This window comes from Paenibacillus sp. JQZ6Y-1 (assembly GCF_040719145.1).
GTDB lineage: Bacteria > Bacillota > Bacilli > Paenibacillales > Paenibacillaceae > Saccharibacillus > Saccharibacillus kandeliae.
In genome coordinates this window covers 85,591-98,546 of sequence record NZ_JBFDUZ010000005.1, presented here as the reverse complement: position 1 = coordinate 98,546, position 12,956 = coordinate 85,591, and the positions used below count along the sequence as shown (strand labels likewise).

General features: G+C 42.2%; 12 protein-coding genes. 8 read left to right on the top strand and 4 right to left on the bottom strand.

What is annotated here, in order from left to right; translation table 11 throughout:
- The first annotated feature begins 277 nt into the window (after nt 1-277).
- The gene (gene rlmN / locus ABXR35_RS20520) at nt 278-1,375 is read left to right on the top strand and encodes a dual-specificity RNA methyltransferase RlmN (protein WP_367063917.1); all 1,098 of its coding nucleotides are present in this window, start codon (nt 278-280) and stop codon (nt 1,373-1,375) included.
- Nucleotides 1,376-1,645: 270 nt separating this feature from the next.
- Nucleotides 1,646-3,100 carry an alpha-L-fucosidase gene (locus ABXR35_RS20515; protein ID WP_367063916.1) on the top strand — a complete coding sequence of 485 codons (1,455 nt, stop codon included), beginning with the start codon at nt 1,646-1,648 and terminating at the stop codon, nt 3,098-3,100.
- A 150-nt stretch (nt 3,101-3,250) separates the two neighbouring features.
- Here ABXR35_RS20515 and ABXR35_RS20510 read toward each other — a convergent pair whose 3' ends face one another.
- From ABXR35_RS20510 to ABXR35_RS20500, 3 genes are read right to left on the bottom strand one after another with little or no spacing between them, the layout of a single operon-like run.
- On the bottom strand, nt 3,251-3,985 hold the full coding sequence (locus tag ABXR35_RS20510; RefSeq protein WP_367063914.1) for an ABC transporter permease: 735 nt from the start codon (nt 3,983-3,985) through the stop codon (nt 3,251-3,253).
- A 13-nt stretch (nt 3,986-3,998) separates the two neighbouring features.
- Nucleotides 3,999-4,757: an ABC transporter permease gene (locus tag ABXR35_RS20505; RefSeq protein WP_367063913.1), complete on the bottom strand. Its 759-nt coding sequence runs from the start codon at nt 4,755-4,757 to the stop codon at nt 3,999-4,001.
- Nucleotides 4,754-5,668, bottom strand: a complete 915-nt coding sequence (locus ABXR35_RS20500; protein WP_367063912.1) for an ABC transporter ATP-binding protein — start codon at nt 5,666-5,668, stop codon at nt 4,754-4,756. The genes ABXR35_RS20505 and ABXR35_RS20500 overlap by 4 nt, the downstream gene beginning before the upstream one ends.
- A gap of 322 nt (nt 5,669-5,990) precedes the next feature.
- On the opposite strand from ABXR35_RS20500, the gene ABXR35_RS24070 reads away from it, so the two are divergent.
- The 4 genes from ABXR35_RS24070 to ABXR35_RS20485 all read left to right on the top strand — a co-directional run bounded on the left by ABXR35_RS24070 (nt 5,991) and on the right by ABXR35_RS20485 (nt 9,208).
- Nucleotides 5,991-6,170 carry a DUF8626 domain-containing protein gene (locus ABXR35_RS24070; protein ID WP_495525206.1) on the top strand — a complete coding sequence of 60 codons (180 nt, stop codon included), beginning with the start codon at nt 5,991-5,993 and terminating at the stop codon, nt 6,168-6,170.
- Nucleotides 6,171-6,188: 18 nt separating this feature from the next.
- Nucleotides 6,189-6,506: a hypothetical protein gene (locus ABXR35_RS20495; RefSeq protein WP_367063911.1), complete on the top strand. Its 318-nt coding sequence runs from the start codon at nt 6,189-6,191 to the stop codon at nt 6,504-6,506.
- Complete coding sequence (locus ABXR35_RS20490; protein ID WP_367063910.1) at nt 6,493-6,930, top strand: LPD29 domain-containing protein; 438 nt, start codon at nt 6,493-6,495, stop codon at nt 6,928-6,930. Before ABXR35_RS20495 ends, ABXR35_RS20490 begins: the two co-directional genes overlap by 14 nt.
- A gap of 1,366 nt (nt 6,931-8,296) precedes the next feature.
- A complete protein-coding gene (locus ABXR35_RS20485; protein ID WP_367063909.1) occupies nt 8,297-9,208 on the top strand; it encodes a hypothetical protein in 912 nt (303 codons plus the stop codon).
- Nucleotides 9,209-9,402: 194 nt separating this feature from the next.
- Here the strand turns inward: ABXR35_RS20485 and ABXR35_RS20480 are convergent, their stop codons facing one another.
- Complete coding sequence (locus tag ABXR35_RS20480) at nt 9,403-9,903, bottom strand: hypothetical protein (RefSeq protein ID WP_367063908.1); 501 nt, start codon at nt 9,901-9,903, stop codon at nt 9,403-9,405.
- Between the two features lie 875 nt (nt 9,904-10,778).
- On the opposite strand from ABXR35_RS20480, the gene ABXR35_RS20475 reads away from it, so the two are divergent.
- Together ABXR35_RS20475 and ABXR35_RS20470 are read left to right on the top strand one after the other, a co-directional pair.
- On the top strand, nt 10,779-11,492 hold the full coding sequence (locus tag ABXR35_RS20475; protein ID WP_367063907.1) for a response regulator transcription factor: 714 nt from the start codon (nt 10,779-10,781) through the stop codon (nt 11,490-11,492).
- Nucleotides 11,493-11,581: 89 nt separating this feature from the next.
- Nucleotides 11,582-12,907 carry an ATP-binding protein gene (locus ABXR35_RS20470; protein WP_367064122.1) on the top strand — a complete coding sequence of 442 codons (1,326 nt, stop codon included), beginning with the start codon at nt 11,582-11,584 and terminating at the stop codon, nt 12,905-12,907.
- Nucleotides 12,908-12,956 lie beyond the last annotated feature (49 nt).

The window sequence follows — 12,956 nt, the reverse complement described above, 5'->3', positions numbered from 1 at the left end:
TGGTAAAGCGAAAGAGTGTTTTTTCGGAAAATCCGTGAACTTTCTAAAATTTGAGACATGAATTGTACGTTTTCTATTGTTTTCATGTAGGAATTTTGGGACAATAGAAGGCATGAGCGGTATGGGTCTAGCTGCAATAAGGGCTGGACCTGTACTGCGTTTTATTGTGACAATCGGGTGAATTTTGCATATACATGAGTAGTGGAAGGACATATGTACCCGGACGGTCAAGCTGTACATAGGCGACACCGCGGGTAACGGAAAAGAGGACATGACAATGAATAAACCATCCATATATGGATTAACGATGGTCCAGCTGGCAGACTGGCTGGAACAGAATGGACATAAACGCTCGCGTTCGGTGCAGGTGTGGGATAGCCTGTACAAGAAGCGTGTCGACAACTTTGAAGACATGGACGTGCGTGCGGAAATTCGCGAGCTGCTGGCAGAGCATTTCAGCATGCGCACGATGCAGGAGCATGTGAAACAGGAATCCGCTGATGGTACGGTGAAATTCTTGCTGCGTTTACAAGACGGCAACCTGATCGAAACGGTGCTGATGCGCCAGAAATATGGACAATCTGTCTGCGTGACTACACAGGTTGGCTGTAATATCGGATGCAGTTTTTGCGCGAGTGGTCTGATCAAAAAGAGCCGCGATCTAAACGCTGGCGAGATCGTCGAGCAGATCATGAAGGTGCAGCAGCATCTGGATGCGCAAGGCGAAGGTAAACTCGTTACGCACATCGTGGTGATGGGCATCGGCGAGCCGTTTGATAATTTCGAGAACATGGTCAACTTTATCAATATCGTCAAAGATCAAAAAGGTCTCGTCATCGCACCGAAGCGCATTACCGTCTCTACAAGCGGTCTGCCGGACAAAATCCGTGAGTTCGCCGACAGCGATCTGCTCGTGAATCTGGCGCTGTCGCTGCATGCGCCGAACAATGAGCTGCGCACACGCATCATGAAGATCAACCGCGCCTTCCCATTGGAGCAGCTGATGGATGCCGTAGATTATTATTTACAAAAAACCAATCGCCGCATCATGATGGAATACATTCTGCTGCAAGGCGTGAACGATCAGGTGGAGCAGGCGCATGAATTGGCAGCCCTGCTGGCAGACAAAAAGCAAATGACCAGCGTCAACCTGATCCCGTACAACCCGGTTGACGAGCATAGCCAGTACCAACGCAGCAAGCAGGAAGACATTCTCGCTTTCTACGATGTACTGAAAAAGAACGGCATCAACTGCACCATCCGTATGGAGCACGGTACTGACATCGACGCCGCTTGTGGTCAGCTGCGCAGCAAGCAGATGAAAAAAGCCGAGCGCAGTCGTGAGAATGATTCGACGACATTGGTTAGCGGTTAATATGTATTTTTAAAAAAGGTGCTCTATTCAGTTTCATCTGAATAGGGTGCTTTTTTTTGTTATTTTGCGCATCCTTATGAAGGTATGAAGTACAGTCACCATCCAGTTCCCATTTGTTCAATACATATGGTTATGTCATATTGACGGATGAATCGGATTTCGGTTAAATAGGGGCAATACCAAGAGGAACGGGAATGGATGGTTATGCCAAGCAGTCATTCCAAGTGCTTGCTAACGGACAGTCCCATGTGTCACGAAAGGAAGGATCAGATGAGCATTTCCATTCGGGAGGCGGCTACGGTTACTCCTTCGGCAAGGCAGCTGGCATGGCAGAAGTTAGAGTTTTACGGATTTATTCATTTTACGGTCAATACATTTACGGATCGCGAATGGGGCGACGGTACGGAATCGCCGGATATCTTCCATCCGACGGAGTTGGATGCGCGTCAATGGGCGCAGGCTTGTCATGCGGCTGGGATGAAGGGATTGATTCTGACGTGTAAGCACCACGATGGCTTTTGCCTGTGGCCTAGTCGTTATACAGAGCATTCGGTTCGCAATAGTCCGTGGCGGCAGAGACAGGGTGATCTTGTACGTGAGGTATCGGAAGCGTGCCACAAGTATGGATTGAAATTTGGCATATACCTGTCGCCTTGGGATCGGCATGAGCGTAGCTATGGTGACTCTGAAGCGTACAATGACTATTTCGTGCATCAACTGGAAGAATTGCTGACTGAGTATGGAGATATTTTCAGCGTGTGGTTTGACGGCGCATGTGGGGAAGGACCGAATGGGAAAAGGCAGATATATGACTGGGATCGCTATTATGCCGTCATTCGTCGCCACCAGCCGCAAGCGGTCATCTCGGTATGCGGACCGGATGTGCGCTGGTGCGGCAACGAAGCTGGTCATACTCGTACATCCGAGTGGTGTGTCGTGCCTGCTTCCATGCAGGATAACGAGAAGATTCAGGAAAAGTCGCAAACGGAAGACGATGCTACTTTTGCCAGTCGCATCAATTCCGACGAAGACGATCTGGGCAGCCGTGAGGTCATCGCCAAAGCAGATAAATTGATCTGGTATCCAGCAGAGGTGAACACGTCGATTCGTCCGGGCTGGTTTTACCATGCCACTGAGGATGATCTGGTTAAGGATACCGATACACTAATGGAGCTGTACGAGCGCACGGTAGGTGGCAATTCCTGCTTTTTGCTCAATCTGCCGCCAGATCGCCGTGGGCTGATTCATGAAAAGGATGTGCAGGTGCTGCAAGAATTGGGCGAACGCATCGCCGTCTATGATGACAACGATCTGGCATTTCATGCAGCAGTGCAAGTGACCGAATGTGCCGATGCACAGCCTATGCTGTTCGATGGTAGCTGCCTGACGGATGGTCGAGAGGATACGTGGTGGCAATCAGCAGAAGGTGTGGAGCAGGCAATGATAGAGCTTGATCTTGGGCAAACGGTGACATTTGATCGGGTAGTCTTGAGGGAGCATATTGCGTCTGGGCAGCGGATCGAGCAGTTTACGGTAGAGGTGCTGACGGCGAGCGGGGAGTGGCAAGTAATCCATATGGGTACAGTCGTGGGATACAAATGTATCTGCCGTCTTGCTCCGCAGCAGGCGCGTTATATGCGCATTTCCATTGTCGGATCGCGCTGGTGTCCGACGCTGCAGTCGGTGGGTGTATTTGATACGGCGCAAAAACGTAATTCGCTATAGTGTAGATCAGTTATGTACTAGCATATGCTTACCTATCGAGATGGAATCAGAGGATGACACAAAAGTAGCGTTGTAGCCTGAAGGCTATGAAACTAGATGTCGTCGATTCCATCTCGATTTTTTGTTTTGAATTACAATCCAGCAACTGCTTCAAGCGACATCACGTCTGGCAAAGCTTCTTAATCCCAAAATGAGACAAACGGCAAATATGCCTACAAGCAAACAATAAAACAAAGCATACGATTCGATTGGCGACTCATCCGCGGGTGACATCGCTAGCATCGGCTGTGTCCAAGGGTAAAATTGTCCCAGCGGAGTACTAGCGACAATAATCGCTGGTAAAGTGAAGACAATACTGACTGCCAATGGGATACCAAACGTTTTGGAACGAATAGAGATGATTAACTGAATCAGCAATAGCGGCATACAAGCGAGAAAGCCCTGTACGACAAACACGAGAATACTCCCTATCGGCGGAAATCCTTGTAATCGGTTGACGATGCCAAATACCAAAAACAGTATAAAGACCATCCCAAGCGTTATGGCAACCATGATAGCGGACATGATCAGTTTGCCTAAGAAGATCTGGTGTCGTTCCAGAGGAAGTGCCATCAATTGCTTCCATCCTCCGCCGACATGCTCTCCTCTGCATACCATAGCGGCATAGATTCCAACCATAATCGGTAATACAAAGGGACCCATGAATATAGCAACCTGTGTCCATGCTTCCATCCATTCGTTGTCGCCTGGCTGCATGAACAAATCATAATTATTTCTAAAGTTGATAAAGGCAAGGACAACACCAACAAGCGGTCCAAGCACATATAGAAACCAGATTTTGGAGCGTTTGAGTTTTAATCGTTCGACGCTAATGATGTTTTTCATGACAGACCTCCTGCTACATTTCTCTGCGTCTAAAATCAATCATTCCGATCACAAGCAGCACGATACCCACTAGAATATTGATCGTAATGTAGGCAGGCAAATCGCCGTTGTAGACCAGCCCTTCGTATTGCAGTGTAACGGTGGATGATTGCACAGGATACGCCAGCGGCAACCAGCGTGTCGTGGAACCAGCGGCAAGAAATAGCCCCATGATAGAAAGAATAGCACCCACAATAATGGGAAATGCCTGATTTTTAAATACAATCGAAAGCCAAAATTGAAAAGCGATCATCGGTAAGGTGGTAATCAGGATGCTATAGCTGTCAGCGAAGATCAGCCATAGGGGCATTTTGCCTTCCAATCCTAATCCTTTGCCCAGCAAAATCGTACCGACAAAGAAGATACTGGCGGAAAAGGTCAAACCCAAAATGGTCCATGCGAATTTGCTCATATAAATGCCTACTTTGGAAATCGGTTGAGCCAGAATCGCTTTCCACGAATTGGACTGGTGTTCAATATTGACGATCATGGATGTGACGATTGTGGCTGCCAGAGGAAAGCCAAGACCGTACAGAAGACTGTTGTCATACAGAAGGAATTCCCACATGGATTGGGCTTTAAACATGGCAGCTTGACGCACCACATAGTCGGAACGATACGTAAGATTGACCAACTCATAAGCAAGCACAAGCAGCGGCACGAGAACAAGCACAGCGGGAAGCGAAGTACGTCTCAGCTTGAGACGATCCGACCAGAATATGCTTCGAATCATAAGCTGGCTCCTTTCCCCGTAATATCCAAAAAGATATCTTCCAGCGTTCGTTTTACTTCTTCCAGCCGATATACGGACACGCCAGAATGAACCAGAATGGAGTTGATCTCAGAGACAAATTCAGGAGCCGTTTCCGAAATCCAGAGCGCTTCATTCTGCATTTGAGGTGCCAAGCCATTATTTTTAAGTACGGAATTTGCTTCATGTATGTCATTGACACCAATCTTCAACAGCGGCTTTTGCTTTTGTCGCAAGGTATCAATGGAATCTTGAAAAATCAGTTTGCCTTCATTGATAATTCCCACCTGCGTTGCCATCTGGTCGATTTCACTTAGCAAGTGGCTAGAAATGAGTACACTCATACCCTGTCTGCCGGGCAGCTCTTTGATCAGCTCGCGAATTTCCTGAATACCGGCAGGATCAAGTCCATTGGTCGGCTCATCCAGAATGAGCAGATCTGGCTGGCTCAGTAGGGCTGCTGCAATACCAAGTCGCTGCTTCATACCAAGTGAATATTCCTTTGCCAGCCGATTGGCAACTTTGGTGAGACGTACAATATCCAGAACCTCATGTACACGCTTTTCTGGAAGCCCTCGTAATCGGCGTACGGTTTCCAGATTCTCGTAGCCAGTCAGATTGCCATAATACGAAGGGGATTCAACCAAGGAACCCACTCGCTGCAAAATATTGATCCGATTTCGCTTCAGACTTTGCCCGAATATGTCGATGGAGCCTCGCGACGGCTTAATCAGACCGAGCAGCATGCGGATTGTAGTTGTTTTACCTGCACCATTCGGACCGAGAAAACCATAAATTTCGCCGCGATTCATTCGCAGATCGATTCCGTCGACCGATGTGTTCTTTTTGTATTTTTTGGTCAAATTCGTTGTGGATATAATCAGATTGTCCATCGTTATCACCTCTGTTTTTATCATAGCCAATACTGTATAAACGCGCGGAGAACATTTCCTTAACAATAGCTTAACAGGCGGTCAATGCTTATTATCGTAAGTATAAGACTCTGGATGGCTGCCCGCAGCTAACGAAGCAACGAATGGATGAACTGAAGCTGTCCATGTCAAAAGATTGGCGGACATCACCTGTGCCTTTTCCACCATTTCACCTAACAAATAATCTACAGAATATCAAACGAGTGTAGACACGACTGAATGATTTGAAACAGAAGCCCGACTTCTATTGATTGGGATTTTGAAGGTGGAAAAGTGTTGAGTAATACGGAAGCCAACCGACGAACAGCGTAATGTGCTTAAAAAGCGTGGTTTTGAATGGGCACCAAGTCAAGGAACTTGGCAGCGGCAGCTTACTTTCAATGATCTACAGGCGGTAAATACATGGACTTCCTTCAACCGATTGATAAGGTGTAACAGCTATGGTATATCGCTACTATTATAAAAATGCCCGGATGAGTGCATGAAAACTATTCGTCGGCTCATTGAATCTGCACACATCCGTATCAGTGATATTGTTATCATTCGGGGAAACTTTAGCGATCAGAAATGGTATCGTCTTACGATTCGAACGACAACGGAGCAGCTCCAGTTTACCGGATTAAGTTGGTTTTATTATGGAGCAGGCACATTGAGATTGAGACAAGTATTATTCTGGCTGCTTGTACCCCAGCCATATAAAGACGTTGTGCTGGATGTACATCAACAGGGAGATACCTACCAGCCCAATTGTTTTGTCATTCCGATTGTAAAAAGGAGAGATGGATATGCGAATCTATGAGAAACCGAGTGCTACCGCTAAAAAAGTACGACAGGTATTAAGGAAGAAATTTCCCGATCAACGTTTTCGTGTGTATACCTCAAGCAATGCTGTACGAATTGAATGGCAAGATGGTCCAAGTGTGCATGATGTGGAAAGCCAAGTGAGTTGGATGAAAAGCACTCAAAGCACGCAGCATCCTGACGTGGGGTATGTGTGGGAAGGAAAAGCGTATGTTGGTGCTGAGTACATCTTTACAAGCCGCACGCTCAGTGACACGCGCCGATCAGAGATTTTGGATTATCTTCAGCAATCAGTGCAGGAACCGATTGCAGGGTATACCGTGATGCAGTGGAGGGAAGCTGAGTTGCAATTAAAGAACAAGAACAATGCCGCTACACTACCCAAAGCTTGGCTTCAGATACTGATCCAGTTCCGAAAATAGAAGCGAAACGGCTATTTCTTGTGGAACATCGCGATGAGCTGACTCCCGATCAAAGGTTTAAATACGACCTCCTTCTTAACATTTTAAGCCAAAATGAAACGATACCCGGCGTAGAAAAGTTGCTGCTACGAAACGGCCATTTTATTGATGTTACATTTTCAGCAATGGCACAGCAGCTTTACGCAAAGTAATCTAATGAAAGTAGCATTAAGAACAAGAGAATTAGCGAGTGTTTTCTCAATAGAAAACACTCGCTTTTTATTTTAAGCTTGTAGATTAAAGGTATAAAGAAAGTGAGTATAACATTGAAGTTATTTTTTTAAATGTAATATATTTGTAAATAAGTTTTATAATAGGTGGTGAATATAGTGATAACAGAACCAAAATGCAAAATAATATCAGCAATTATCATACTATTTATTATTGGTGTAGTTACTGCTCTTTGGTTGGGATCAAGCTGGTATATTAATACATATATAAATGTAGATTATCGCGGAACGTTCGGAGATATGTTTGGAGCAGTCAACTCTTTATTTTCTGGATTAGCATTTGCTGGACTTATCTATACGATCACAGTTTAAAGACAAGAACTGCAAGAAAAACGAAAGTCAATTTAGATGCAAACTGATGAATTAATTCTTCAAAGAGAAGCCCTTGAACTGCAAGCAGAAGAATTAAAGATGCAACGCGAAGAAACGGCTCGTTCTGCCGATCAATTACAGATATAGCAAGAATGGATGAATTATCAACTTATTTCAGCCACAGTGAATGATTTGGTTAAGTTGAAAAATAGCTTGGATGAAAAATTAAATTAGCGTATCGTAATTATACAGATAATATTTTCCATAAATGGTTGTATAATATAAATAAAATTAATAAAATAACGAAATTCTCAGACGATCAAATAATAGCTCGAAAAAACTTGAAATAGTATGAAGACTCTTATTTTTTTCTACTTCAGTTAGTAATTGATAGTAAGTTGCCCGAAGAACAAATCAAAAATCTTAAACAGATAATCAAAATAAACATGAGCGGTGATGAAGTAAATATATTGAAACGCAATACCTTACAAGAGGGAAACCAGCATTGTCAACTGCTAATTAGAAAAGCTTAATCTTAAAACGTGATTTTATCGTATGCAAAAATGATTGATTACCAATAGGATTTGCTAAGAAAACGAAATTTTAATTATTATAAAATGCGACTATCTAATGTAATAGAAGATAGTCGCATTTTATAATAATTAAAGTGGTCCAAAAATAATAAATATGTAATCTATACAATATAGTTGTATATTTTACTTTTTTTTCAATATGTGATAAATTTATTTATGTAATACATAAATATAACAAAAAGGAGATTCAAAATGAAAAAAATTGGAGTTATTGCATTGGCGGCAACTATGTTATGGACAGCCGTACCGTCTGTTCATGCTGCTAGTACACAGAATGATTCAGAGAAAGAGGCAAAATATGCAGTTGAACAATTTTACCAAGCGGCACATGATCTCAATGCAGAACAATATTTAAAGTATTCTAAGGATCTTGTTTATGATTCTAAAGAGGCACAAGCGAGTCAAATAAAGTCTTTATTTGCAGATTATCAAGAAAATTCTAGATTGGTAAGTTTCGAAATAGAAGGAATCCGTAAAGTAAGCGACAATCAATACGAAGCAGAAGTTAGCCAAGTTTTTGATGACTTGGGGAAAATTCCTGCTTATGAAGTTCCTGTAATTAAAGAAAATGGGGACTGGGTAGTTGTTCTGGAAAATATCAATTACGAACCTAAAATCCAAGAATTAACGGTATCTTCTAATTCTAATAGTGTAGCCTCCGAATCAACGAAACTTGCTGAGAATAACAATATATTAGTGACTAAGCCTAACTTGTCTAAAGATATGTTTGATCCTCAACCGAAAAAATCAATTAAAACAGCAACAAGTATTGTTGGCTATTCATTCTCTTTAGCTTCTAAAGAAAATCAAAGATATCCATCCTTTTTTACGGCTCCTTATAATACCGGTACTACTATAAAGGGATGGCAAACTTCTACTCTTGCCAATACAGCTTGGATCATATATCAATTGGATCGTGTAACTGCAACTGGTGGATACACTAAGGTAAGTGCACTTGATATTTATAAAGATGCTAAACAAAGTGATTCAAGAACTTGGATTTATGAGTCATTCAGTAATGTACCTACAAGTGTGAGCCTATCCTTACAATACACTAATAGAAACACTGCACCTGTAAACGGCGCAGGTAATGTATACAATTGATCTAAATAAAGAGTTTAAAATGCTAATGTAATAAAAATAAAAAACACCTTCTAGAATCCTTGGCTCAATTCAAATTTGAGCATACAGGCTAGAAGGTGCTTTTATATTAAGTGCAGAATTTCCATTACACTGAACGTTGTAAGCAAACTGTATTGTATTTATAAAGAAATTTGATTAAGTTTATCTCATATAATTTAAATATAATCAGTCACCTTATATCCAGTTTTTGAATCAATCCATTTGATAGTAAATGTATGATGATTTTTAGTGGTGAATTTATACAGTTTTGAATCACCTTCTATAATAAAGTCACTAAGATTTAGTTTTGTCGGATTGTGTATCTGAAAATATGAATCCACAGCTCCATTCTCGTTAGCTTTTAAAACAATAGATTCATTTTTCTTTTGTGTTGTCAAATAGTGCTCCATTAATTCTTTAGTAATTTTCTGATCGAAATTTTGATTCAATTTAGTCTCAACCTTATTCAAATCAGATCCATAATGAGGATTTAAAATGGGGACTGCATTATTTTGTTGAGTGGTAGTTTGCTCGAAAATACTATTAGTGTCTAATAAAGCAGTTTGTAATACTTTGAATGCTTGAGCTTGATTATCTACTACCTTTTCTTTTTCAGAGCATCCAGAAAATAATAGAGTTAAAACAGCCAGCATTAATACAAACTTTGAAAAATTCATATTCGGGTTCCTCCCTAAGCTAATTTAAGATGAAATAACAATAAATATTATTCTATTCATTATACCAAAAATATACATAAAATAAAAAAAACGTTAAATGAACTTAATTTAAAGAAGATTTGATCTAAAGATCAAACTAGCTTTATGGTTTAATCAATTTGTATATTTTATTTTAATAATAAAGTACGTATGATTTTTTCTATAAATATGAAAAATTGATTTATAGATTTAAAATATTTATTATATTGCTACTTTTGACGAGTAAAGCTATAATAAAATTGTAATTTAGCTCCATCCCGACACCTCCATTTGCTGGAGATACGGAATAATGTGTAATACCCCTCGGTCCTGCTGACTTATCGAAAGATGAGGAAGAGTGAGGTAAAAGAAGGCTAAAAGAAGTTGTCCGTCACTCCCGTTTTGCCGGAGACAAGGAAAAGAGTACCGAAAGGCTCTTCAAAAGGAAGTTCTGATTAAAAACCGAATAAACGTATTTTAAAGCCGATTTTTGCATAGATTTACTATGCGAGAATCGGCTTTTTTGCGTTTACATTAAAACTGAGAGGATGATTGCCATGCTATTCAACGTATGTAAAAAATAGAATTCAGCACGAGATCGGGAAATGCAGGAATACCGAGAAATTGAGAAGTTGTTAGAGAAGATGCGTAGTGTTGGTAAAGGTGGAATTAGTGCAGATGTTCCAAACATTATGGGTAAGCTAGATAAGAAGCTCGAAGCTATGCAAGTAGATCAAGATTTTATGAAGGTGGAGACAAGGCGGAGGAAGAGACGCATTCGCCATAAAACCAACAAGTTGAATATAATGTAAAAAAGTAAAAAAATATCTTTAAGTGGGAAAGGAAGGGATACAGGTATGAATCAACCGTATCTTTTGATTGTGGATGATGATCCGCATATTTTGGAATTAATCAAGATCACGCTGGAAAAAGAAGGCTTTCAGCATATATTGTTTGCTTCTGACGGACAGCAAGCGATCCGTCTGGTGCAGCAGCAAGCGCCGCAGTTAATCGTTCTGGATGTGATGCTACCGGATATGGACGGCTTCACATTGTGCAACCGGATTCGCTCGTTCACCGATGCACCTGTTTTATTTTTGACTGCCAAGAATTCCGATCTCGACAAGCTGCAAGGATTCAGCTTTGGCGGGGATGACTATATTACCAAACCGTTTAATCAACTCGAAGTTGCTGCGCGAATTAAGGCACATTTGAAGCGTTCGGGAATGGTTACATACAAGCAGGAAGCACCTGTCACCTTTGATTATGGTCATTTTAAAGTTGAGGAGCATAGCGGTAAGCTGATCGTGAACGGACAGCAAGTGGAGTGTCCAGCGCAGGAGTTCAAGCTGTTGTTATATTTTTGCCATCGACCGAATCAGCTCATCAGCAAGCAGAAACTATACCGTGAAGTGTGGGGCGAATATTACGGCGGCGATAGCACAGTTATGGTGCATATGAGACGCTTGCGCGAGAAGATTGAAGACAATCCGAGTCAGCCTGTATATCTAAAAACGGTTCGAGGTCTTGGCTACATTCTTGATATTCCTCAGAATGGAACAAACCTATGACCCGATTAAGAAATCGAATTGCATACCATTTTGTATCTCGCTTATTTTTGCTGCTGATCTGTTGGATTGCTCTTTTATTCATATGTATCGTGTTATTGAGCACGTTTTTTAGTCAGAAGCAAGCCAGCACTTCGCTGCCAATCACTGATATTGTGCGCGCTACCTCATGGAAAGAGGGTACGGTGCAGGTAGACGCTGCCGCGCTTCAAGCGGCGGCAGCACAGGGGTTATGGCTGCAAATTCTGGACGAGGACGGAAACGAAATATTCGGATTTCAACGCCCTGCATCCATTCCTGCCAAGTATACGCCGGGCTTGCTCGTCTCCAATTACATGTATCCCGCGAAAAGCGGATACCATCTGTCTACGTGGTATGCGTCATTGGATAATCGTCAGCTGACGTGGATCTTAGGCGAGCGCATACAAAATGAAAACTGGATGTTTTTGGTGGCAAACAATCTTTGGATCGTATTCATGATCGTTTCCGGCTGTATCATTGCCGTTTATTTTGGGAAACGCTTTGGCGCACCGCTGCTGCACGTCGTATCGTGGATCGAAAATCTAGCAGCAGGTGTGTATCAGGAGCCACGCAACAAAAAGAATCAGGTGAACAGTCGCTCTGCCAGAGGGCGTCTAAAATCTGGCTTCAAAACGTATACAGAATTGCTGCAAGCACTTGAAGCATTAACCGACACGTTAAAAAAGAACAAAACCGAAAGAGAAAAGCTAGAGCAAACACGCGAGGAATGGATGACTGGTGTATCACATGACTTAAAAACGCCATTATCCGTCGTCAAAGGATATGCTGTATTGCTGGCATCTCCTGATCATCATTGGGAGTCTGATCAGGTGCGCTCCTTTTCAGATAAGATGCAACACAGAATTGAGTATATGGAATATTTGATTGAAGATTTTAACCTGAGCTTCCGTTTGCAAAATAATGGCTTTGTGTTTCGGAAAGAGAAGGTGGAGCTAGTCGAGGTATTGAGAGAGACGACAATTGCGCTGACTAGTCTAGAAGAAGCGAAACAAAAGCATTTTGAGTTTGAGCACAAGCCCGCCCATATCGAGGTTGAGGGTGACGAGAACTATTTGAAGAGGGCATTTGAGAATATCATCATGAACTGCATTAAGCATAATCCTGCGGATACACGCATTCATATTCGTATCTATACCGATGAGCAGCATGCAGTAGTAGATATTGCGGATGATGGCATTGGCATGAATGAAGAAGAACAAGAGCGATTATTTGAACGATATTATAGAGGAGCCAATACAGCAGATTCCAGTGGCACGGGGCTGGGAATGGCGATTGCTAGAGAAATTGTTTTGGCGCATCAGGGGCATATCGAGGTCACAAGTGCAATCGGAAAGGGGACACGATTTGAGATTCGCTTTCCCATTTGGAAGCCCTAATTTGGAAATAAAAATTATTATCAAATAGGGGTAGGATAAAAGTCCAAAA

Bases quoted from the DNA above. Each gene is read 5' to 3' on its own strand.
- rlmN (WP_367063917.1), top strand. From the start codon at position 278: ATGAATAAACCATCCATATATGGATTAACGATGGTCCAGCTGGCAGAC.
- ABXR35_RS20515 (WP_367063916.1), top strand. From the start codon at position 1,646: ATGAGCATTTCCATTCGGGAGGCGGCTACGGTTACTCCTTCGGCAAGG.
- ABXR35_RS20510 (WP_367063914.1), bottom strand. From the start codon at position 3,985: ATGAAAAACATCATTAGCGTCGAACGATTAAAACTCAAACGCTCCAAA.
- ABXR35_RS20505 (WP_367063913.1), bottom strand. From the start codon at position 4,757: ATGATTCGAAGCATATTCTGGTCGGATCGTCTCAAGCTGAGACGTACT.
- ABXR35_RS20500 (WP_367063912.1), bottom strand. From the start codon at position 5,668: ATGGACAATCTGATTATATCCACAACGAATTTGACCAAAAAATACAAA.
- ABXR35_RS20495 (WP_367063911.1), top strand. From the start codon at position 6,189: ATGAAAACTATTCGTCGGCTCATTGAATCTGCACACATCCGTATCAGT.
- ABXR35_RS20490 (WP_367063910.1), top strand. From the start codon at position 6,493: ATGCGAATCTATGAGAAACCGAGTGCTACCGCTAAAAAAGTACGACAG.
- ABXR35_RS20485 (WP_367063909.1), top strand. From the start codon at position 8,297: ATGAAAAAAATTGGAGTTATTGCATTGGCGGCAACTATGTTATGGACA.
- ABXR35_RS20480 (WP_367063908.1), bottom strand. From the start codon at position 9,903: ATGAATTTTTCAAAGTTTGTATTAATGCTGGCTGTTTTAACTCTATTA.
- ABXR35_RS20475 (WP_367063907.1), top strand. From the start codon at position 10,779: ATGAATCAACCGTATCTTTTGATTGTGGATGATGATCCGCATATTTTG.